Raw genomic sequence first — 24198 nt, forward strand, 5'->3', positions numbered from 1 at the left:
AACCAAGATGCTCTTAAAGTTGCTGAATCTGCTAACATCTTTGATTCAGTTTCTAAGAATTCACCTTTGAAATATTTGGGAATATTATAATACACTATCCAATAAGCTATCCAGTTCATCATTATTGATGATACAACTTCGTGAACGTTGAATTTAGCTTTTAAAATTCCAGGAACTGTAGCCCATATTGCTCCTCCTAAAATCCCTGCTAATACAACAATAGGAACAAGGATTATTTTAGGTAAATCTAAAGATAGACCTACTGCAATTGAGCAAAATCCTCCAAATAACATTTGGCCCGGTGCTCCAATATTAAATAATCCTGTTTTAAATGCAAAGGCAACTGAAAGTCCTGTTAGCATTAATGGAGTTGCAGTAGCTATAGTGTTACCTATTCTTTCTAGGTTCATTAATCCACCCTTAAATAAGAATTCGTATCCTTCAAGAGGATTAAATCCCATAACCGCCATTAATATCGCGCCTGCTATAATTCCTAAAATAACAGCCATAATAGATTTTAAGCCTTGATTTTTTTCCATTAGCTTTCACCTCTCTTTATTCCTGCCATCATTAGTCCAACTTCATTTTCATCTGTTTCTGAGGCATTTACTATTCCTATAAGTTCACCATTATTAACAATCGCAATTCTATCTGAAACATTTAACACTTCATCTAATTCTAGAGATACTAAAAGCACAGCTTTTCCACTATCTCTTTGTTCAACAAGTCTTTTGTGTATGTATTCTATAGACCCTACGTCTAATCCTCTAGTTGGTTGAACAGCTATTAGTAAATCTGGATTTGATTGAATTTCACGTCCAATTACACCTTTTTGCTGATTACCACCAGATAAAGATCTAGCTATTGATTTCCCACCTTCTCCAGATCGCACATCAAAAGTTTCTATAATGTGATCAGCATATTCAGTAATTTTTGCTTTATTTATAAGTCCATTTTGAGAAAATGGCTTATTTTTGTAAACCTTAAGAACCATATTATCTTCCATAGTATAATCAAGAATAAGTCCTCTTTTATGTCTATCTTCTGGAATATGTGCAATTCCTGCATCAATTCTACTTCTTATTGACGTTTTTGTAATATCCTTTCCATTGAAGAATATCTTACCAGAATCCACATTCCTCATACCTGTTATAGCCTCAACTAGCTCAACTTGCCCATTTCCTTCAACCCCAGCTATACCAACTATTTCACCTTTTCTTACATTTAAAGAAAAATCTTTTAACCCTAGAACTTTTTTATTATTTTTAACAGATAAATTTTCTATCCTTAATACTTCTTCACTTGGAGTTGCTTCTTTCTTATCTACTTTAAATGAAACTTGTCTTCCAACCATCATCTTAGCCATATCAGCTTCAGTAGTTGTTTTAACATCAACTGTTCCTATACATTTACCTCTTCTTATAACTGTACATTTATCTGCTACTGCCTTTATTTCTTTCAGCTTATGTGTAATTAAAATTATTGACTTTCCTTCTTTTATAAGATTTTGCATTATTTTAATTAAATCATCAATTTCTTGAGGTGTTAAAACGGCTGTTGGTTCGTCAAATATAAGAACTTCAGCGTTTCTGTATAACATTTTCAAAATCTCAACACGTTGTTGCATACCAACTGATATATCTTCTATCTTTGCATATGGATCAACATTTAAGCCATAAGTTTTTGATAATTCATCAATTCTTTTAGCAGCACTTTTTATATCTACTGTTAAGAATTTTTTAGGTTCACAACCTAAAATTATATTTTCTGTTACAGTAAAGTTTTCAACTAATTTAAAATGTTGATGAACCATTCCTATTCCTAAATCATTTGCCACATTTGGACTAGAAATTTTAACTTCTTTTCCTTTTATTTTTATTACACCAGCTTCTGGTTGATACATTCCAAAAAGCATTCCCATCAATGTAGATTTACCTGCACCATTTTCACCTAAAAGAGCATGTACTTCGCCTTTTTTTAGTTGTAATGTTACATTATCATTTGCTACAATCCCTGGAAACTCTTTGCGAATATTAAGCATCTCCACTACATAACTCATGAATTACCCTCCCTATATATCTAATATTTAAAATACTTCTCTATATCTATACAAGCCAATTTATTTATTCTCATCAGTTGTTAAATAAATCCAATTAAAGCTTTATACAAGAAAAAGACGGCACCTCCGTCTTTTTCCATATCATAGGCAATGCAATAAAATACACTAAAATTTATTAAATTACTTTATTAAATCACCCTTTTCAACTTTTACTGTTATTTCACCATTTTTAATTTTGTTATAAACTTCACCTACTTGCTTAATAGTGTCTTCAGAAAGGTTAGGGTTTTCATTTGGAAGACCCACTCCATCATTTTTAACATCAAATGTTAAAGTTTGACCACCTGGGAATTTTCCTTCTAATTCATCCCTTATTATATCAAAAGTAGCTGTATCTAATTTCTTCATTGCTGAAGTTAAAACTACAGATTTATCATCTTTATATATACCATCAACATATTGATCAACGTCAGCACCAATTACCCATGCTTCTTTACCAGCTGTAGCTCTAACTTTTGCTTCATTTATTACTCCAACTCCAACGTCTCCAGCTGCCACGAATATAGCTTTAACACCATTATCATACATAGTTGCTGCTAATTGTTGTCCTGCTGCTACGTTATCAAATGAACCTTGATAAACTACATTTTCTTCTTTAATACTCATCTTTGTTCCAAGATTTTCATTAGCATACTTAACACCTTGTTGGAATCCCCAGTTAAACTTTTGAACTGAAGGTATCTCCATTCCGCCTATGTATCCTAAGTCACCTTCTTTTAATTGAACTGCTGCTGCAACTCCTACTAAAAATCCAGCTTCTTGTTCAGCAAAATAAACTGCAACTGAATTTTCCCCAACTTTTTCTATCCTATCCGCTCCACTTTTTCCATTGTTAGGAGATCCATCAATTAGCACAAATTTAGCATCACTATATTTTTCTTGTGCTTGGAAAATAGATGTTTCAAATTTAAATCCAGGAGTAACTATAAATTTATATCCTGTATCATAAAGATTTCCAATTTCTTTCATATAATCTGCTTCTGTTGTTCCAGCTGGCTTTAAATAGTTACTGCTAATTTTCAATTCAGATTCTGCCTTTTTAATTCCTTCCCAAGTACCTTGATTAAAGGACTTATCATCAATAGTACCTGCATTAGTAACCATACCTACCTTAACATCATTTACTGCTTTCTCTGATTTGTTTCCACATCCAACTAAACCTGTTATCATAAGTGCTGATAAAGCTAAAGCTATTGCTCTTTTTCTCATTCTAGAAATCCTCCTTAGATTTTTGTAATTTAATATAATTTGTTACTTAATTATTTTAAAAGTTTCTTCATTCGAATTTTCAAAAAGATTATACAATATATAATTCGTTATTACAATAATTTTTATAACATTATTTTTCTTATTACGACATATAACCCTATAAAGAAACCTTTTCAAATATACTTTTTCGATATTTTATTTATTATTTTTTATATATTCATTACAAAATACGAATATTAGTATAGAATTCATATTGTAGATCAGATCTTATTTCCAGCACTCGAACTCCTGTAACCACTTATTTTTCAAGCTTTCATTACATCCTCTCAATATAAAATTCAATTTATTTACCACTTACATTAATTAATTTCAAATAATTAATATACGCATATCCATAAATAGTGTATACTATTATCACTATTTATAAATATTAATCTACTCTATAAAAAAATTAAATTATATAAAGCTTAATATTATTGCAACTATTATTGCAGGCAATAAATTTGATACTTTAATTTTAGTTATACCTATCATATTAAAACCCAAACCTATAATTAGTAAACTTCCTACTGTCGTTATATTAGTTATAGCTATATTGTTAAGTACATTTGTTAACATGCCAGCAGCTATGGTTATACTTCCTTGATATATAAAGACACTAATTGCTGAAAGTATTACCCCTATACCTAATGTTGATGAAAATATAATAGCACTAATTCCATCTAATATAGACTTTGCTAAAAGTGTACTATAATCATTATTCAATCCACTTTCCAAAGCTCCTACAATCGCCATTGCTCCTACACAAAATAGTAATGTAGATGTAACAAACCCTTCTGAAATAGATATAGTACTTCCATTTTTATTTACTTTTCTTTCTATTCTTTTGCCTAACTTCTCTAGTTTTAAATCTATATCTATTGCCTCACCTATAAAACCACCTAAAGCTATAGAAATAATCATCACAATTGTATTTTCTCCTTTTAATGCTCCCGATATCCCTATATAAATAACACATAACGCTAGTCCACTCATTATAGTACTGCTTATTTTTTCATTAATTTTTTCTTTTACAAAAAGTCCTACTATTGAGCCAACTACTATAGCTAAACTATTAATTATTGTCCCTATCATTTTTATCATCCTCTTCCTCTTACTAAATTCTCAATAATTTTACTATATAAAAATAATTTCACCAACCATTTAAAATAATAAAAATAGGATATGAAATAATTCACATCCTATTTTTTAATTGCTATATAGAATCACTTTTTACTGTTATCTCGCCATTTTTAATTTTGTTATAAACTTCATTTACTTGCTTAATAGTATCTTCAGATAAGTTAGGATTTTCATTTGGAAGACCAATTCCGTCATTTTTAACATCAAATGTTAAATTTTGACCACCTGGGAATTTTCCATCTAATTCATCTTTAATTATATCGAAAGTTGCTACATCTACTTTCTTCATAGCTGAAGTTAAGATTATAGATTTATCATCTTTATATATACCATCTTCATATTGGTCAGCATCAACACCTATTATCCATGCTTCTTTACCAGCAATAGCTCTAGATTTTGCCTCATTTATTGCTCCAACACCAACTCCACCAGCTGCTGTAAATATAGCTTTAACACCTTTATCATACATAGTTGCTGCTAATTGTTGTCCTGCCGCTACATTATCAAATGTCCCTTGATAAACTATATTTTCTTCTTTAATACTCATATTTGTTCCAAAGTTATCATTTGCATATTTAACACCTTGTTGGAATCCCCAGCTAAATCTTTGAACTGAAGGTATTTCCATACCACCTATAAATCCTAAATCACCTTCTTTTAATTGAAGTGCTGCTGCAACTCCAACTAAAAATCCACCTTCTTGTTCAGCAAAATTAACTGCAACTGAATTTTCTCCAATTTTTTCTACTCTGTCTTCTCCATTTTTTCCATTGTTTGGTGCTCCATCAATTAGTACAAACTTAGCATCTGGATACTTATCTTGAGCTTGGAAAATAGATGTTTCAAGCTTAAATCCAACAGCTACTATAAATTTATATCCTGTATCATAAAGATTTACAATTTCTTTCATATAATCAGATTCTGTTGTTCCAGCCGGCTTTAAATAGTTACTATTAATTTTCAATTCAGCTTCAGCCTTTTTAATTCCTTCCCAAGTACCTTGATTAAACGACTTGTCATCAATAGTCCCTGCATCAGTAACCATCCCTACTTTAACACCGTTTTCTGCTCCTTCTGATTTGTTTCCACATCCAACTAAACCAGTTACCATAAGTGCTGATAAAGCCAAAGCTATTGCTCTTTTCTTCATTCTAAAAATCCTCCTTAGACTTTTGTAATTTAATATTTGTAATTTAACATTTGTAGTTTAATTATTCAAAAGTTGTTTATTCGAACTTTAAAAAAATTATACAATATATAATTCGGTATTACAATAATTTCGTAACATTATTTTCATCATTGCGACATATAACATTATAAACAAACCTTTTCAGACATATTTTAAAACATTTAATTTATATTTTTTTAAATATCATTCAATTGATACGAATATTACTGCACAAACCATTTTCAAGTTCTATTTCGGAATTTAAAATAAAATTTTCTATAAGTACTTATTTCTTAAGCCTTTACAGTATTTTTTCAATATAAAATTCAAATTATTTATCACTTACAATAATTAATCTTTCACAATTAACGTACGCATATTAGAAAAATAACGTATGCTATTATCATTATCTAAACATTATAGTGTAGTTTATAAGCAAATCAAAAGTTTTATTAGGCATAATATTATAATAAATGATATTCCCTACAATAAATTTTAAATTTCAATTTAGCAATTGCTAAATATCGAAGCTTAATCATATAACTTAGTAAACCTCTACAGCTGAAATATTTTTAGGAATAACTACATATTTAATATCTTTATATTTATATATAAATAGTGATATATAAAAAATAATAGAAATAGGATATGAAATAATCACATCCTATTTCTATTATTCTATAAAATCACTAAATATATTCTTAAAAGCCTCAATATTCATAGGAGATATTCTAACTCTTTTTAATGAGTATACCCCATCAGAAAGACTTGAAATTCCTCCTTCTGTTGTAACAGCTGCTTTTATACCTAATTTCTTTTCTATTTCTATTGTTTCATCATCATATCTACCAACTGGATAACAAATATATTTACTATCTACTCCGACTTTTTCTTTTAATTTTTCAATACCTTCTTTAATTATTGCAATCTTATCTTCCCTTGATATTTGAGTAAATTCTATATGTCTAGAAGTATGATTTTCTATTCCCATGCCACTCGAACTCATTTCTTTTAGCATATTCGAATTCATATACCATCCATCAACATCAGTTTTATCTGTTATTATAAAAAATGTAGCTTTCATATCATGCTGTTTTAATATTCTATATGCATCAGTATAATTATCTGCATATCCATCATCAAATGTTATTGCAACTGGTTTCTCTGGAACTTTACCAGTATTAAACGCCTCTATAACATCGTCAAGTAACATCGGAGTGAATCCTGACTCCTTAAGCCACTTAATTTGCTCATCAAATTGAGAGGTTGGAACAAGTAAAGTATTATTAGGATCACTATCTGATATGGAATGATACATTAATATAGGAATTTTAACTTCATTTACATCTAAAGTTAAATAATTAATTTCGTCATCCTTATTCTCCTCTTCTTTAATTTCTTCCTTTTGAGATTCATCTTCTCCATTTGATATATCTACATCACTTTCTTTGTTCTGAATATCAGTATTTGCAGGCTGTGTTTTACTATCTAATATAAGTTTTCCTCCAAAGCCTATAATTAAAATTATAAATAAGATAGTTATAACCTTTATCGATTTTTTCATTACCATATATCCCCTTTTCTTTGTATATTTCGACTATACATTTTTAGGAATATTTTGTCAACTCCATTTGTAATTGTTTCTATTTTTTTAATATTTCCTTATTTTTCTTTAAATTATTGTTAATGATACTTTATTTTTGTATAATTAATCTAAACTAATATTAAGGAGTGTTTTTATTGTTTGGATACGTAACTCCTCTAAAAGCAGAGCTTAAAGTGAAGGACTTTACAAAATTCAGAAGTTATTATTGCGGCTTATGTTTTCAATTAAAAAATAGTGCTGGTAATATACCAAGAATGGTATTAAATTATGATATGACATTTTTAGCAATACTTTTAGATTCTATATCAATTAAAGAACCTAATATTGAAATTAAGCGTTGTATTGCTCACCCAACAGATAAAAAGCCAGTAATTGTTAATAATGATGCATTACATTATGCCGCTGCAATGAACTTAGCACTTTATTATCATAAATTGAAAGATGATATTCAAGATGATAATAATCTTAAAAGTAAAGTATTTGAAAAAATACTTTATCCATACCAAAAGAAAATTAATAAATCTATAGATGATATTAACGATATTATAAGAGTTAATCTTAGAACATTAACTGAATTAGAAAAAAATAAGAATTTCTCATCTATAGATGAAATATGCCATCCATTTAGTGATATAGTTGGAAATATACTAAGATATTATCCTAATGAATTTATTAATGATAGCGAAGCCCTAAGAAATGAATTATATAAACTTGGATATACTTTAGGAAAATGGATATATCTTATAGATGCTTTTGATGATTTAAAGGATGATATAGAAAAGAAAAAATTCAATCCAATAAATTATTTATTTAATGAAGAAAATAAACCATATGAAGAATTAATTCCTTTAATTCAAGGAAGGTTAGATTTTACAATTTTAAATTGTTCATATAATTGTAAAGATATACTTTCAAAATTACCTTTAAAAAGAAATGAAGATATCCTTAAAAACATTTTAGAATTAGGTATGATGGATAAATATGTTGGAATATTAAATAATACTAGAGAAGATAAAAGGAGTGACAAATAAAATGAATCCATATGAAGTACTAGGTTTAAAGCCTGGAGCAACTCAAGAAGAAATAAAAAAGGCCTATAGAAATTTAATAAAACAATATCATCCTGATCAATATGGTGATAATCCATTAAAAGACTTAGCTGAAGAAAAAATGAGAGATATTAATGCTGCTTATGATGCACTTACTAAAAATGCTGGAAACTCATATAGCAGTTCAAGCACTAGTAATTCATCATATAACAGCTCAAATAGTTCATCAAACGATAATAGCTATATGTTTTCAGAAATAAGAAGGCTTATTCAAAATGGAAACTTTGCTGAAGCTGAAAATAGACTTAACAGTATGTCTAATAACAGAAATGCAGAATGGAATTTCTTATATGGAATATTGTTAACAAATAAAGGTTGGTTTGATGCAGGTCTAAAGCATATTCAAACAGCTGTAAATATGGATCCTAATAATTTTGAATATAGACAAACTCTAAACTCTCTTCATCAAAGAACTCAATCATATAGCAATAATTATTATAGAACAACTGGATCAAATAATGCTAATGCTTGTGATTGTTGTATAAATCTATGGTGCTTAGATTCAATATGCGAATGTATGGGTGGTGACCTTATAGGTTGTTGTTAGCCCTAACTTCTTAATGGGTGGTGTTTTAAGTTATGAAAGCTAAAGAAATTACTTTAAGCGCTATTTTAGTAGCACTTACTAACATAATTTTATACTTAAATTTGTTGTTACCTATAAGTACAATTAGTATACTTACGTTAGCATCATTATTAATTCCAATTGCGCTAATTAAAGGATCTATTAAAAGTGCTTTCTTTGTATATATTGCTTCATCTATTATTGGTTTCTTTATATTGCCCATAAATATAATTTTACTATATGTTTTATTCTTTGGAATATATGGAATAGTTAAATACTATATTGAAAAGTTAAATAAATTATATTTAGAAATATTTCTTAAGATGATATTTTTTAATATTTCTTTATTTATATCTCTTTTTGTATTTAAGTCATTTACAGCAATAGAAATAACCAAGCTTCCTCTTTGGTTATTATGGATTGTAGCACAACCTATATTCTTAATTTTTGATTATGCATTAACTTTATTAATTTCATTTTATATGCAAAGAATACACAATAAAATTTAAAGTAAATGGTCTAGATTTTATATTAAAATCTAGACCATTATTATATTTATAAATATTATAATTTCACTAATTTAATATATCAAAAAATATTTCGATAGCACTTTCAATTATCTCTCCTACAGGGGATTCAAAAAATCTTTTCACTTTACTACTTTTCTTTTTATCTTCAATACTATTTTTTATAGTTGCTTTATTTCTTTCTTCTGGTGAAGAATTATAAAAATAAGCTTCCTCATAGGATTTTATTTCTTTAAATAAAATTTTATTTTCACTACCACTCAAAACGTTATCCCCCCAAAGCTTTATAATATTTAAAAACAAAATACAATATATGTAACTTAAAGTATATCATATTTATATTTTTATTCTACTGTTTTAACAAAAGTCTTTTTATAAAATATTATAAATACAGTAATTGTTGTTAATGCTGCAATTATATCTGAAATTGGTTCAGCAAATAATACAGCTTTCAGTTTATTTTCAAATAACATTGGGAGTATAAATATAAGTGGCACAAGTAAAACTATCTTTCTAAGTAATGCCATAATAAGAGATATTTTAGCTTGCCCTAACGCTAAAAATGTTTGCTGACATGCTATTTGTGCTCCAAACATAAAAATTCCTCCAAAAAATATTCTCATACTCCATGAAGTTATTTCTACAAGCTCTTTTTTATTATTAAATATACCAACGAAAATTTCTGGGAATATCATTAAAGAAGCCCACATAACAAATGTATATATGAGACAACTTGTTAATAATAATTTGAAGGTTCTTTTTACTCTCTCTATATTTTTAGCTCCAAAGTTATAACTTATTATAGGCTGCGCTCCTTGTGATAGTCCTAGTAATGGTAAAGTAACAATTTGCATTATACTGCTCATTATAGTCATAGCCCCAACTGCTAAATCTCCACCATAAAGTTGTAGTTTATTATTCATACTTATCAATACTAAGCTCTCAGTTGATTGCATTATAAATGGCGAAACCCCTAAAGCTACTATTGGTAGTAATACCTTTAATTTAGGAACTAAATAGTTTATTCTTATTTTTAGTATGCTCTTTTTACCAAACAAGAAGGTTAACACCCAAATTGCAGAAACAAACTGTGAAAGTATAGTTGCTAAAGCAGCTCCACTTACGCCCAAGTTAAGTCCAAAAATAAATATAGGATCTAAAACTATGTTTATTACAGCTCCTATTACTACTGTAATCATACCAATTTTAGCAAAACCTTGTGTATTTATGAATGGATTCATTCCAAGAGCTATTTGAACAAATACTGTTCCTATTAAATATATAGTTAAATAATCAACAGCATAGCCTATAGTTGATTCACTAGCTCCAAAAGCCCATAATAAATCTTCTCTAAAAATTAAAAATCCAATTGTACATATTAATCCAATAATTATTAAAGTAGAAAAACTATTACTAATAATCCTTTCAGCACCATCATCATCTTTTCCACCCATTTTTATTGCTGCAAGAGGAGCTCCACCCATACCTATAAGAGCTGAAAATGCTGATATTATCATTATAATAGGGAAAGCTACCCCTACTCCAGCCATAGCAACTTCTCCATTTGCCATTCTTCCTATAAATATTCTATCAACTATGTTGTATAACACATTCACTAATTGTGCTACAATAGCAGGGAGCGCTAAACTTACTAATAGTTTTCCTACAGATCCTTCCCCCAAATTAGTTCTAACTCTAGACATATACTTCTCTCCTTATCGTACCTATATTTATCCTTTCTATAAGTTAATTTTCAAAAATTAAACTTATATAATACTTAATTAAGTTATAATTAAGATTACTTTTCGTTATAACTTATACAATATGATACTACTAAAAAGAGAAACATTAAACCTAATTTTACTTAATACATATAAAATTTACAGTTTAACCATAAACTTTATATTATTTCTTTACCAAATGGCATTAATGATAACTTAGCTAACTTTAATGATTGCTTTGCAAAAGGTATTCCAATTATAGTAATACATAAAAAGAAAGCACTAATTAAATTTGCTATACACATTTCAAATCCACCAAATATAATCCATAATATATTAAGCAATAAATTTAAACCACTATCATTTTTAGTAACAACTTCTTTTCCAAATGGAGCAAATTGTAGACTAGCCATTTTAAAACATTGAAGTCCTATTGGAATTCCTACTATAGTAATGCACCATAATAATCCAAATCCTAGCCATGCTAATGCATTAAAAAGGCCTCCAAATATAATCCAAATTAAATTTCCTAAACAAGACATGCTTGCATCCCCCTTTATTTTAATCCTATATATGATTCAACTGAATTAATGCACAGTTTTCTATAGTATTTATAGAGTTCTCATTGCAATATTTTAATATTTCATCACTTTCAGCACCTGGTTGTATTAGTACATTTTTTATTCCTAATTCTCTTGCTTCTTTTAAAAACTCTATCCCATATTTTGCATTTATACATAAATCAATAGCCTCTATATTATATGGAACCTCTTTTAAATTAGTGTAAATATCTTCCCCACCTTTAGGATGAACTCCACTTACTTTGTATCCTTTTAATTTAAACTTATTTAAAATCTTATTTGCATATTTTGTTTCATTAGAAACATCACCTATAACAACCCAATTTTTAAGTTTCATTAACTCTTCTATATTCATTTCCTTTACCTCCCTTTAAGTTTTATATGATTAATATATCCAATTGTCTCTTTTTCATCAACAAATTTCTAAATATATTTTAGTTCATATAATTTACTATTTTGAGGTTGTTGACTTATATTGTAATAAAATATATAATTGAGTATATTAAAATTATATATTTATTGCATTGATTAGGAGTAGTATTATAAATGTTATTCTTTAGAGAGCTGTTGGTTGCTGAAAAACAGTGTTTAACTTATAAGAACTTGCCTATGAGCTTACTTGTTAAAAGCAAGTACGGGAAACCGTTATATATTTGAGTGAGAAAAATATTATTTTTCTAATAAGAGTGGTACCGCGAATATATCCTTCGTCTCTTAATTGAGATGAAGGGTTTTTTTATATTATTTTTACTTTTAAGGAGGAATTATTGTGGCTAATTATGGAACTTCCATAGATAAAAAATGGCAAGATAAATGGGAAGAAACAAATCTTTATAAATTTGACCCAAATAAGGAAGGAGAAAAACTTTATGTTTTAGAAATGTTCTCTTATCCTTCAGGTAGCCAACTACATGCAGGACATTGGTTTAACTATGGACCTGTTGATTCATGGGCTAGAATGAAAAGAATGCAAGGATATAATGTATTTCAACCAATGGGATTTGATGCATTCGGACTTCCTGCAGAAAACTTTGCAATAAAAACAGGAATTCATCCAAAGGATTCAACTGATAAAAATATAGACACTATGGAAAAACAATTAAAAGCTATGGGAGCTATGTTTAACTGGGATAATGAAGTTATCACATGTAACCCAGACTATTATAAATGGACTCAATGGGTATTCTTAAAATTATATGAAAAAGGATTAGCTTATAGAAAAAAAGCCCCTGTAAATTGGTGTCCATCTTGTAATACAGTTTTAGCTAATGAGCAAGTTCATGAAGGTGCTTGTGAAAGATGTTCAACTGAGGTTACAAAAAAAGATTTAACTCAATGGTTCTTAAAAATAACTGATTACGCTGATGAACTATTAGAAAAACTAGATACTTTAGATTGGCCAGAAAAAACTGTTGCTATGCAAAAACACTGGATTGGTAAATCTACTGGTGCAGAAGTTACGTTTAAGGTTAAAGATTCCGATATAAAATTTGATGTATTTACTACTAGAGTTGATACATTAAATGGTGTAACTTATGTTGTTTTAGCACCTGAAAATCCACTTGTTGATGAACTTACAACTTCAGAATATAAAGAAGATGTTGAAAACTACAAAGAAGAAGCTAAAAAGCAATCTGATATAGAAAGACAATCTTTATCAAGAGAAAAAACTGGTGTATTTACAGGTTCTTATGCTATAAATCCTATAAACAATAAAGAAGTTCCAATTTGGATTGGAGACTATGTTTTATCAACTTACGGAACTGGTGCTGTTATGGCTGTTCCTGCACATGATGAAAGAGATTATGCTTTTGCCACAAAGTTTAATTTACCAATAGAAAAAGTTATAACTAGCAAAAATGGTGATAGTACTGAATTACCTTATTGCGAATATGGAGTGTTAGTTAACTCTGGAGAATTCGATGGATTAACTACTGAAGAAGCTAAAGAAAAGATAGTTGAAAAATTATCATCTATGAATCTTGGTTCTTCAAAAGTTAATTATAGATTAAGAGACTGGTTAGTATCTAGACAAAGATATTGGGGAGCTCCTATTCCTATGATTCACTGTGAGCATTGTGGAACTGTACCTGTACCTGAAGATCAATTGCCAGTAGAACTTCCATACAATGTTGAATTTGCTCCAGATGGAAAATCTCCACTTGCAAAATGTGAAGATTTTATAAATACAACTTGTCCAAAGTGTGGAAAACCAGCTAAAAGAGAAGCTGATACTTTAGATACATTTGTATGCTCATCTTGGTATCAATTAAGATATCCTGATAGCAAAAATAGCGAAAAAGCTTTTGATAAAGATATAGTAAATAAAATGCTTCCAGTAGATAAATACGTAGGTGGACCTGAACATGCTTGTATGCATTTATTATATGCTAGATTCATAACTAAAGCTTTAAGAGATATGGGATATTTAGATTTTGATGAACCATTTAAATCATTAACTCACCAAGGATTAATTCTTGGACCTGATGGATTAAAAATGAGTAAATCAAAAGGAAATACTATTTCTCCAAATGACTATATTTCAGAATATGGTTCAGACGTATTTAGAATGTACCTAATGTTTGGATTTGCTTACATTGAAGGTGGAGCTTGGAGCGATGATGGACTTAAGTCTGTTGCAAGATTTGTAGATAGAATAGAAAGATATCTTGATATAGCTAGAGAAGCCATTGAATCTAACAAAAACAATAAAACTACTTTAGATAAAGCTGAAAAAGAATTAAACTTCTGGTTACATAATGCAATTAAAGGTGTAACTGAAGATGCTGATAAATTCCAATTTAACACTGCAATTGCAAGAATGATGGAATTTGTTAATGCTTTTTCTAAATACTTGCAAGAAGATATTAAGAATTTAGATTTCTTAAAGAAAACTTGCATAGACTTCTTAAAAATTCTAGCACCTTTTGCACCTCATTTTACTGAAGAGCAATGGAGTTTATTTGGATTAGATTTCTCAATATTCAACGAAACTTGGCCAACATATGATCCAAAGGCTTTAGTTAAAGATGAAGTTGAAATAGCTATTCAAGTTAATGGTAAAATTAAAGCAAAAATAAATGTTTCAACTGATTTAGATGAAGAAGGAATTAAAGCTGCTTCTTTAGCTAATGAAAGTATAGTTGCTGCAACTGAAGGCAAGAATATAGTTAAAGTAATAGTTATAAAAGGAAGACTTGTAAATATAGTTGTTAAATAAATTTAATTAATATATCATATCTTAAAAAGGGTAAAGTACTAAATCTACTTTACCCTTTAATTTTATTCCTTTTTATATTCTTTAAAGTTATATATAATAACAATATTGCTAATAAAGTTATAATTAGTCTAAGAAAATTTTCTTCAATATTAATTAAATCATAACTTATTAATGCTTCAAGAGCTATAGATGGTATTTTTCCTAAAAAAGTAGCCGTTATAAATATAAATCCTTTCACATTACTAATAGCTGCTGCAAGAGTAACAAAGCCTGAAGGTATAAATGGTACCAATCTACCTTCAAATATAAGAAACCCTACATTCTTTCCTTCACCATCAACTATTGCTTTTAGTAATCTATGTTTATTTTTAATATTTTCTGCTCCTTTTTTAAATCCTAGTCTATATATTATAAAACTTATATAACCTCCTATAGTTTCTCCAAGTACTGAAATTATAAAACCTTCAAAAGCTCCAAAAAATATAATATTTGCTCCTGTTACAACTATCGATGGCACTACTCCTAATATTGCAATTATTGTACTTATCAATATTGATATAGGAATAGCATACATACTATATTTTTGAAATAATATAATTATGTTATCTAAATTAAACATATTTTAAACCTTAATTTCCGTCCTTAATAAATTTATCTATTATAAATACCATACTGATAGATTTTACAATAAATTTAGTTGTCTCTTTAAAAGCAAATTATAACATCTTTATTAATCTAATGCTACTTTAAAACTTTTTAATACATCGCTTACTAATTTCTCGTCTAATTGCTTATAATACTCTAAAAGATTTGAATCTTGAAGCGCAATAAATATATTTTTGCTTATTTCCATCCACAGCTCTGGTATATAGACCCATACTATTTCTTCATATTTACAACTTAATAAAAAATGCTCCATTCCCCAAAATAAATATTCCTCTATATTATGCAATTTATTAAATTTAACATAATCATCCACTACTTGTTCTGTAAGTTTATACTCATATATATCTACATAAAAGAAATCAAAGCTTTCACCAGTAACCTTATAAGCATCTTCATTTATTATTTTTATTTTAAGGTTATTTTCAAAATTTGAACAATATAAATCTATTATATCTTTTTCTATTTCATAAACTACAATTTCAGTTACATCTTCTTTTTTCGCTAATTCTTGAACTACATACCCTAATCCTAGGCCAACTACCCCAACTCTTCCTTTTGCATATTTTATAAACATATAAGAGCTTTCTATTTCTAGTGGAGAAATTTTCATCCATATATTATTAGGTCCGTGTAACTCTAAAATATTTAAATCTATATTTTCTTTCTTACTATACATATATCCATTAATGAAATCTTTTTTTTCATTTACTTTCTTTATTTCAAAACTTCCAACTTTCCCCAAAGTTATTAAGTTATTATATTCATTTATTTTGTCTACTAAATAAGTTCTGTCATATGGCTTCAAAATAATACTTCCCTTCTGAATGAATAATAATTAAATTACATATAATAATTTATGTAAAATTTTATTTTCTATAATAAACATTTTCTCCTCAATAAAATTGTTTCTTCTTTAATATACTCATATATTTCAATTAATAACCTATGTAATTAAAAATATTAGCATATTCTATGATTGATATATTCATTTAATAAAATATTAATCCTTTATAATAATTTATATAATTTTATTATTTATATTAATTATTATATTTACAATATATAGTAATGACAATAACTATTTATTAAAATTTACTATATATTGCATTAAAAAACTCTTGATATTTAAATATACTGTGTTATACTAGTGATATAAATTATCATTTAATAATAGAAGGTGAATAATATGGATAAAATAATAATAAGTGAAGAAGCATACAACGAATTTAAATCATTTTTAGATGAAAATGAAGTTGATAACTACAGTATAAGAATTAACTTAGCTGGATTTGGATGTAGTGGTCCTGCTTTCAATATATCTGTTGATGAAGCAAAAGAAGGAGACGTTACTCAAAAAGTTAACGACATTACTTTCGTAGTAGAAGAAAAACTAGTTGATGAATTCGGTGGATTCAAATTACTTTCAACTGACGAAAATGAAGGAAGAGGATTATCTCTTAAACCAGTTATCGAAGTTGAAGGTGGATGTGGATCTTGCGGTGGCGGATGTCACTAATTTAAAAATTGTTATGCTTTAACATAAAGAAAGCTGTATCATTAATTTGATACAGCTTTTTCTATTATATTTTACCAAGCTATTATTTCAGCTCCATCTTCTGTTACTAAAACAGTATATTCCCATTGTGCAGAATATCCACCATCCTCTGTGAAAACAGTCCATTCATCATCTTCATCTACAAATACCTCATAAGTACCTTCATTTAGCATAGGTTCAATTGTAAATATCATTCCTGGAACTAGAACCATTCCTTCTCCTCTTTTGCCATAGTGAGCTACAAAAGGATCTTCATGAAACTTCAAGCCTACTCCATGTCCTCCAAAAGCTCTTACAACTGAAAAACCATTTGCTTCTGCATGTTCTTGTATCACAGCTCCTATATCACCTAAGAATCCCCAAGGCTTAACTGCTTCAAATCCCTTATCTAAGCATTCCTTAGCAACTCTAACAAGCTTTGCATCCTCTTCACTTACATTACCTATCATATACATTCTTGATGCATCAGAATAGTATCCATTATAAATAGTTGATACATCTACATTGACTATATCACCATCTTCTAAAACAGTATCTTCACTTGGAATACCATGACATACAACATCATTAATAGACACACAAACACTCTTTGGAAATCCTCCATAGTTTAATGGTGCTGGTATTGCTCCACTATTAACAGTAAGGTCATGAACTATTTTATTTATTTCTTCTGTAGTCATTCCAACTTTAATTTTTTCTTGCACTAAATCTAATACTGCGTTATTTATTTTAGCACTTTCTTTAATCCCTTCTATTTGCTCTTTATTCTTTATTAAATCTCTAGTTGGAACTTCATAACCTCTCAATTTTAAGCTTTCTAATTTTTCATCAAATTCAATATGGCACTTCTTGTACTTTTTGCCACTTCCACACCAACATTGATCATTTCTATTTAAATTCATATTAAACCTCCTAAAAATCGTATAGTTATAATATATGTATTCCATCTTAAATAGTCATTTTATATTATATTTCTACTATAACTAAATGTGGCTTAAATATTAGGAACTTATATTAACTAATACTACTTATTATTTCTTATACTATAAATATATCACATATTTTTTATTATAAACTTAAAATTTAGTTGAAATAAGAAATCTTATTAAATTTATTATATTTATTAATAACTTTAATAAAATAAATAAAAATATTCCTTACATTCATAAATTTATTTATTAATTATTATATCCACCATTATATTTATTAAAAGAAAAAATACTCTATTTTTAGAGTATTTCAAATTAATTCTTTATAGTAAATTCATAATTTAAATATGGATCCATTATAGAATTCATTCCTTCTAGAACATCTATCCAGTAATCCTTCTTAATTGTAAGTAATTCTTTATCTTCTTCATCTACATTTTTAAATTTGTCCTCGTTAAATTCTTTGTAAAACGCATCTAATTGAGTAGCCATATTACTCATAGCTTCAAAATTATCTAATGTTTCACCATCTAAGATAATCTTCTCATTATGGTTTTTCATTTCAAAACTTAAGTATTCAAATAGTAAACTTTCAATTCTAGAATAAACTTCATTAGGTATCTCTTTTGATATCTTTGATTTTTTCTTTATAGATACAATTTCTTCTTTTCCATAATCTCTATAGTTTGCCCATAAACTTGTAAACTCTTCAGATATTGAACTATAGCTTTTATATAATGTTAATAATTCCTCATTACTAATACTTCCTGCTTTAATACATTGATTTAATGTATTTAATACACCTTCATTTCTACTTCTTATCTCTTCAACACTTTTATAAGTTTCTTTTCCTATTAATATTTTGTAGCGTGAATTCATTACCGATGTGTAAACGTTTATCAAAAGACTTACAATCAATACAAATACTATTAAAAGAATACTATTATTTTTACTTATTTTATAAGATTTCATAATGCACCCCCACAATTTTGTATTATACCATAAATTATTGGCTAATACCAGTATTGGGAATACTTTACCAAGTTAAATAATGTAGAATGAAAACTTAATGGAGTTTGCTATGCAATTCCATCAAATTTTCATTCTTATTTTTTTATTTAAAAATATCTTCCGTGTTCTTGTTGATACTCCTTAATCATCTCTAATCCAGCAGTACCACCTTCACCTTTTTCTAATCTACCTTCTATTCTTTTTATTTGTCCATAAGGATTTGATAAAGATAATTCTTCATATCCTGTTAATACCCAAATTGTATTTGGATTCAAAGGCTTAACTTCTAATTCCTTTTCACCTACCCCATCTGTAAAATATATAAGAACATGATTTCGTAGCTTATTTTCTCTTATATATTTGAATACTGGTGAAAATCTAGTTGATCCAATATTAGAAACTCTTTTTTTAATATCATTCTTAGATCTCATTTCATAAACATGTCTAATTTCATTATCGCATTCTATAACAGTAATTTTATTAGTTCTAGTTCTAGTTATCTCTAATATTTCAATCATTATCTTATAGACTTCTTCTTCGCTCATAGATGCACTAATATCTATTGCAACTATAACCTCTGGAATACTATTAGGAAGTGTTCCTCTTATATCTAACCTTTCAGGCTGTCTTCTATTCCGTCTTGTTATAGTCTTCTTTTCACCAGCTCTAAGAGATGGTATCAGCTTTTTTAATAATTGTTGCCATGATATCTCTGCTTTTTCTGTATATGATTTTATAATTGCTTCTATATCCTTTGGAGCTTTGCCTCTAAAAGAACTTATTGCTACTTTTTTAGTCATATCCTTTATTGAATCATAATTTAAAGTACTTTCTTCCCAAACATCATGTGCTTTTGAAATATCTATTATATCTCCAATAGCATCACTTTTATCAGCTTTTGTACTCTTAGATAATTTTAACTTTATTGCCTCTTCAATTTTCTCTGCATATACTTCAATGGCATTATCTTCTTTTAGGCTTAAACTATATTCTCTATTTACTGTTTCAATTTTAAAGCTATCTGTTGGTAAATTTTTTATAAACTGATTTATAGAAATATCCAATGCTAAATTAACAGCTGTAGTAGTATATTTATTTTTAAGCTCTCTTTCTCTTTGATGATGACCATACATTATATGATATATTTCATGTTTAAAAAGAGCTTGCATTTCTTTTTTATCACACATTAAAAATAATACTGGGTTAAAATACATTTTAAAACCTTGCATTTTGGGGATAGTAGCTAATGGCCATGTGATATTAAATCTTATACTTCTTTCTATTTTTACTAAGAATTGCCCAAAAAAGCTATCTTCACCTTCTAACATTCCTATAACTACTGATTCTACCAAAGAAAAAAACTCTCTTTCAAAATTACTATCTATTTTAGCATTTTCCTTTATATCTAAAGCTTGCTTTAACAAACTGTTACGCTTATCTTCAAATAACATATATAATCATTCCTTATTCAAAAATATTAAAGAATGCATCTAAGAATGTATCTTCATTTAATAAATCATTATATAAAACTTCACTTGAATCACTCTTAACTTCCTTCATTATACCAAGTCTTAAATCTCTTGGATAACAAGTTAATAGATCTCCAAATAGTTTTCTATTATTTTCTGTATTATTTTCTTCTAAGTATCTTAAGGAATTCTTAGCTAAAATATATAACCTTGAATGACTTTCTTTTCTTATTTCATCCTTTAATTCTATAGGTATAATAATATATGAGAATAAGTCTTCTGGTTTAATTAATGGATTTTTTATATTCTTAATGTAATTGATAAAATCTGTTGCAATACTTACTCCTAAATTACCTTTTACAACATTATAGAATATATTTACTGAGTAATTATTAATGTTTTTTACATAAATATTATATGCCTTAGCAACTCTTTCCCAACTTCTTGGAGTTGCCTTTATAGTTTCTTTTGAATTTGGAGTACTTAAATACTCTGGGAATGTTGATAAAAATTCAATTATATGATCATGAATATTGCCATCATCACTCATTGCCCATTTAATCCATTCTTTTATATCGGAGTCTAATTCTATCCATACAAATCTATCTTCTTGAGCTTTATCCATATCAACAACTTGATAATCACTATCTTCAAAGCCATCATATTTATTAGAAGGATTCATAGCAGCAACTATTTTCACTTTATCTGCTAACTTATATCCATTTATTTCTCTATTTAAAATTAAATTCATAAGTTCTTGTTGAACTGCATGCTCACATCTGTTTAACTCATCTATGAATAGTAATACTCCATCATAATTACTATTTTCTATTGCTTCTTCCATTTCAATAAGTTTATAGTGAGTTGCATATTTTGTTCTTCCATTTTCAACTACTGGTAATCCGCCAATCTCACCTTCCTTTAAAAGGTTAGCATCTATGTTAACTAAATAATAATTATCACTTTTACATATTCTTTTTACTAATGAAGTTTTACCTATCCCAGCTTCTCCTATTATTAATGGTACACTTCCTGATTCTAAAACTAATTCTATAGTACTTATAGCTTCTGAAAATTTCATATTATCACCTCTATTTGCCTTATCTTGAAAGTTTATAATCTACTAATAAAATTTTAGCCTTTTTGCTTCCATACTCTCTTATGAAATTAACTTTGTCCATTTCTAAAATTTCAAGTTCTAAAAAGTCTTTTATATACTTTTCATCTATAAGATCTTCCTTTACTTTATCTATTACTACATTAACTACAAAATCTACATCTATAGAATCATAAACATATTTTACTATTTTTATGTTATCTCCAATTAATATTCTTAATTCATCTAAATTAAAATCAATATAGTTAATAGCCTCTTCATTTCCTTTAACAGCTTCTCTTCTAGCTTCTAAAGTAGGATTATCTATAAATTTTATTGCTGCCCAATATTTTTTAATTGCTTTAATTTGAACCTTCTCAGAAGGATTTTTTATATATTTTATTGCATCATAATCTTTAGATACAGCTTTTATTTGTACTTCTTCACTTGGATCATTTATAAATTGAATTGCCCATCCCTTTGCATTAATTGCTTCAAGCTTTACTTTTTCACTAGGATTATTTATATATTTAAGTGAATTCCATAATAATCTAACTGAAAGTATTGCATTTTCTTCACTTAATTCTTCTATATACTCAACTGCAAGTGGATTATTTCTAATTGCCGTTTCTATCATTTCATTTGTTGGATTTTTTATATATCTTATTGCTAACCCATTCTTTTTAACAGCTTCAAGTATTAATTCTGCACTCGGATTTTCTATATATCTTATATATAAAGGGTTATCATATATCTTTTTTAAATCATTATTTTCCATGTCTTTTCCTTCCTCATCACTTAAAATCAATTTAGTTAAAAATCAACTTTTTCCAGTTAATATGTACTCTCTATGTTACTTACATTATACTATATTTAAATGATAATTACTATTACTATTATTTGATAATTATTGTTAACTAAATGGTAATAAAACAATTACATCTCAATTTATAAATAAAAAAGGTAAAAGTATCTCAAAATACCTTTACCTTTAATCTATATTACTTATGCTCATGATCTCTAATATGATTTATACAATAACATTGCTTTCCTGAACATTTTGAACAATATCTAAACTCCATACTTGGATCGTCTTTTTCCGTTACTCCACATACTACACATTTATGAAGAATTTCTTTTTGTTTCACTTGAGATTGAAATTTTTGTTTTCTATGATAGTTTACTGCTCCACTCTTTGTTCCTGTTACTATATCTTTTCCAAAGAATATCAAATAATTAATTACAGGAATCAATACTAATATCATACCTTTTAAAGATCCTGCAGTAATAAAATCAAAACCTATTATAATCCAATTAAATATTGCTAAATATTTGACCTTTATTGGTATTATATAAAATAATAATATTTGAAAATCAGGATAAATTCTAGCAAATGCTAAAAATAAAGATAAATTAATCAATGTTCCAGTTGCTTGAAGTCCTGTTAAAAGTGAGACAACTATAGTTGCTATCATCCCTACTAAATAATATATATTTAGTTTAAATCCACCCCATTCATGTTCAAGACCTGTTCCTGCTAAATAATAAAAATATAGTGAAAATAATAAAGAAATTATACTACTTGCCTCTGGTACAAATATAAATGTTACAAGTCTCCAAACTTCTCCTTGCATCACTCTTTGAGGATTCAAACTTATATTATTTATTAATGTTGAATCTCCTCCATTCATCATTGTAAGTGCAAATACAAAAGCATTTCCTATTACAATTATTAGCATTAAGTTTCTTATATAAAATTTTCCAAACTTTTTTTCTAATTTATTCAATAAACTCATAACTTAAGATGTACTCCTTTTATAATTTATTTGTAACTATATAAATTAAATCATCAATTGAAAATTCTTTATTTTTCATAGTTATTGTAATCATATTACTTATTAAAAATGAAGTTAATTTTCTAGTTTCTATATCAATATTTATGTCTTTATTTTCTTTATGTAATTCTATTATTTCATCTACAATTATATATAAAGGATCTAGTACATTATATCTTTTACAACCATGAGATTTTTTACTTTCTTCTTGTTTTTCACTTTTAGTCAATTCAAAAAATACTTCTTTATGATATATTAAAAACTTTTCTAATCCTAGATATATTAATTTTAACTTTTCTTCAAATGCTATCTCTTTTTCCTTAACCTCTTTTAATTCTTCTAATATCTCTATCCATTTATTATTAAATATTTCACTAACTAATGCCATTTTGCTATCAAAATAATTATAAACTGTTCCTAAAGCTATTCCACTTTTACTAGCTAACTCCCTCATACTAAAGTTGCTATATCCCTGCTCTTTTAAAAGTGTATAAGCCTCTTTTAATATTGTTTCTCTTGGATTTTGTAATATTTTCGGCATAAAACTTCCCCCCTCTTATAGTATAGTTTATATTAATATTCTTATATTATCAACCAAGTAAATCTCGCTTATTCTTTTCCATTTATTTA

General features: G+C 27.5%; 23 protein-coding genes, 1 pseudogene and 1 other annotated feature. Of the genes and pseudogenes, 5 read left to right on the forward strand and 19 right to left on the reverse strand.

Features of this window, described 5'->3' with window-relative positions; genetic code table 11:
- From I2A75_RS12500 to I2A75_RS12525, 6 genes and pseudogenes are all read right to left on the reverse strand, one after another.
- A pseudogene (locus I2A75_RS12500) lies at positions 1–539 on the reverse strand (ABC transporter permease); the annotation flags it as partial.
- A complete protein-coding gene (locus I2A75_RS12505) occupies positions 539–2059 on the reverse strand; it encodes an ABC transporter ATP-binding protein (RefSeq protein ID WP_195264949.1) in 1521 nt (506 codons plus the stop codon). The gene I2A75_RS12505 and the pseudogene I2A75_RS12500, both read right to left, overlap by 1 nt.
- 180 nt (positions 2060–2239) lie before the next feature.
- On the reverse strand, positions 2240–3328 hold the full coding sequence (locus tag I2A75_RS12510) for a BMP family ABC transporter substrate-binding protein (RefSeq protein ID WP_195264951.1): 1089 nt from the start codon (positions 3326–3328) through the stop codon (positions 2240–2242).
- Between the two features lie 456 nt (positions 3329–3784).
- On the reverse strand, positions 3785–4462 hold the full coding sequence (locus tag I2A75_RS12515; RefSeq protein ID WP_195265121.1) for a DUF554 domain-containing protein: 678 nt from the start codon (positions 4460–4462) through the stop codon (positions 3785–3787).
- 121 nt (positions 4463–4583) lie between these two features.
- Complete coding sequence (locus I2A75_RS12520; protein WP_195264953.1) at positions 4584–5660, reverse strand: BMP family ABC transporter substrate-binding protein; 1077 nt, start codon at positions 5658–5660, stop codon at positions 4584–4586.
- A gap of 691 nt (positions 5661–6351) precedes the next feature.
- Positions 6352–7242: a polysaccharide deacetylase family protein gene (locus tag I2A75_RS12525; protein WP_195264955.1), complete on the reverse strand. Its 891-nt coding sequence runs from the start codon at positions 7240–7242 to the stop codon at positions 6352–6354.
- A gap of 176 nt (positions 7243–7418) precedes the next feature.
- Here I2A75_RS12525 and I2A75_RS12530 point away from each other — a divergent pair, with 176 nt between their 5' ends.
- Genes I2A75_RS12530 through I2A75_RS12540 form a run of 3 tightly spaced genes read left to right on the forward strand, consistent with a single transcriptional unit; the run spans position 7419 to position 9467 of the window.
- A complete protein-coding gene (locus I2A75_RS12530) occupies positions 7419–8315 on the forward strand; it encodes a DUF5685 family protein (RefSeq protein ID WP_195264958.1) in 897 nt (298 codons plus the stop codon).
- Position 8316: 1 nt separating this feature from the next.
- On the forward strand, positions 8317–8940 hold the full coding sequence (locus tag I2A75_RS12535) for a J domain-containing protein (RefSeq protein ID WP_195264960.1): 624 nt from the start codon (positions 8317–8319) through the stop codon (positions 8938–8940).
- A 32-nt stretch (positions 8941–8972) separates the two neighbouring features.
- Positions 8973–9467: a hypothetical protein gene (locus I2A75_RS12540; protein WP_195264962.1), complete on the forward strand. Its 495-nt coding sequence runs from the start codon at positions 8973–8975 to the stop codon at positions 9465–9467.
- A gap of 66 nt (positions 9468–9533) precedes the next feature.
- On the opposite strand, the gene I2A75_RS12545 is transcribed toward I2A75_RS12540, so the two are convergent.
- The 4 genes from I2A75_RS12545 to I2A75_RS12560 all read right to left on the reverse strand — a co-directional run bounded on the left by I2A75_RS12545 (position 9534) and on the right by I2A75_RS12560 (position 12142).
- Positions 9534–9749: a hypothetical protein gene (locus tag I2A75_RS12545; RefSeq protein ID WP_195264964.1), complete on the reverse strand. Its 216-nt coding sequence runs from the start codon at positions 9747–9749 to the stop codon at positions 9534–9536.
- An 80-nt stretch (positions 9750–9829) separates the two neighbouring features.
- A complete protein-coding gene (locus I2A75_RS12550) occupies positions 9830–11188 on the reverse strand; it encodes an MATE family efflux transporter (RefSeq protein WP_195264966.1) in 1359 nt (452 codons plus the stop codon).
- Between the two features lie 197 nt (positions 11189–11385).
- Positions 11386–11748: a YccF domain-containing protein gene (locus I2A75_RS12555; RefSeq protein ID WP_195264968.1), complete on the reverse strand. Its 363-nt coding sequence runs from the start codon at positions 11746–11748 to the stop codon at positions 11386–11388.
- 25 nt (positions 11749–11773) lie between these two features.
- Positions 11774–12142: a CoA-binding protein gene (locus tag I2A75_RS12560; RefSeq protein WP_195264970.1), complete on the reverse strand. Its 369-nt coding sequence runs from the start codon at positions 12140–12142 to the stop codon at positions 11774–11776.
- Between the two features lie 160 nt (positions 12143–12302).
- Positions 12303–12505: a binding site (T-box leader), on the forward strand.
- A 51-nt stretch (positions 12506–12556) separates the two neighbouring features.
- Here I2A75_RS12560 and leuS point away from each other — a divergent pair.
- Positions 12557–15007, forward strand: coding sequence for a leucine--tRNA ligase (gene leuS, locus I2A75_RS12565; RefSeq protein WP_195264972.1), 2451 nt, complete (start codon positions 12557–12559; stop codon positions 15005–15007).
- A 49-nt stretch (positions 15008–15056) separates the two neighbouring features.
- Here leuS and I2A75_RS12570 read toward each other — a convergent pair whose 3' ends face one another.
- Positions 15057–15626, reverse strand: coding sequence for a VTT domain-containing protein (locus tag I2A75_RS12570; protein ID WP_195264974.1), 570 nt, complete (start codon positions 15624–15626; stop codon positions 15057–15059).
- 111 nt (positions 15627–15737) lie between these two features.
- Entirely contained in the window at positions 15738–16478 is a 741-nt protein-coding gene (locus I2A75_RS12575; protein WP_195264977.1) for a hypothetical protein, read from the reverse strand.
- Between the two features lie 381 nt (positions 16479–16859).
- On the opposite strand from I2A75_RS12575, the gene I2A75_RS12580 reads away from it, so the two are divergent.
- Positions 16860–17189: a HesB-like protein gene (locus I2A75_RS12580; protein WP_195264979.1), complete on the forward strand. Its 330-nt coding sequence runs from the start codon at positions 16860–16862 to the stop codon at positions 17187–17189.
- Positions 17190–17260: 71 nt separating this feature from the next.
- On the opposite strand, the gene I2A75_RS12585 is transcribed toward I2A75_RS12580, so the two are convergent.
- The 7 genes from I2A75_RS12585 to I2A75_RS12615 form a co-directional block, all read right to left on the reverse strand.
- Positions 17261–18130, reverse strand: coding sequence for a methionyl aminopeptidase (locus I2A75_RS12585; protein WP_195264981.1), 870 nt, complete (start codon positions 18128–18130; stop codon positions 17261–17263).
- 342 nt (positions 18131–18472) lie between these two features.
- Positions 18473–19129 (reverse strand): hypothetical protein, encoded by a 657-nt coding sequence (locus I2A75_RS12590; RefSeq protein ID WP_195264983.1) that lies wholly within the window; start codon positions 19127–19129, stop codon positions 18473–18475.
- A gap of 146 nt (positions 19130–19275) precedes the next feature.
- Positions 19276–20619 (reverse strand): VWA-like domain-containing protein, encoded by a 1344-nt coding sequence (locus I2A75_RS12595; protein ID WP_195264985.1) that lies wholly within the window; start codon positions 20617–20619, stop codon positions 19276–19278.
- Between the two features lie 13 nt (positions 20620–20632).
- Positions 20633–21718 carry an AAA family ATPase gene (locus I2A75_RS12600; protein ID WP_195264987.1) on the reverse strand — a complete coding sequence of 362 codons (1086 nt, stop codon included), beginning with the start codon at positions 21716–21718 and terminating at the stop codon, positions 20633–20635.
- A gap of 19 nt (positions 21719–21737) precedes the next feature.
- The gene (locus tag I2A75_RS12605; protein WP_195264989.1) at positions 21738–22511 is read right to left on the reverse strand and encodes a DUF4116 domain-containing protein; all 774 of its coding nucleotides are present in this window, start codon (positions 22509–22511) and stop codon (positions 21738–21740) included.
- 223 nt (positions 22512–22734) lie between these two features.
- Complete coding sequence (locus I2A75_RS12610) at positions 22735–23529, reverse strand: rhomboid family intramembrane serine protease (protein WP_195265001.1); 795 nt, start codon at positions 23527–23529, stop codon at positions 22735–22737.
- Positions 23530–23548: 19 nt separating this feature from the next.
- The gene (locus I2A75_RS12615; RefSeq protein ID WP_195265004.1) at positions 23549–24109 is read right to left on the reverse strand and encodes a helix-turn-helix domain-containing protein; all 561 of its coding nucleotides are present in this window, start codon (positions 24107–24109) and stop codon (positions 23549–23551) included.
- Between the last annotated feature and the right edge of the window lie 89 nt (positions 24110–24198).

This window comes from Clostridium sp. 1001275B_160808_H3, from assembly GCF_015550425.1.
Taxonomy (GTDB): domain Bacteria; phylum Bacillota; class Clostridia; order Clostridiales; family Clostridiaceae; genus Clostridium.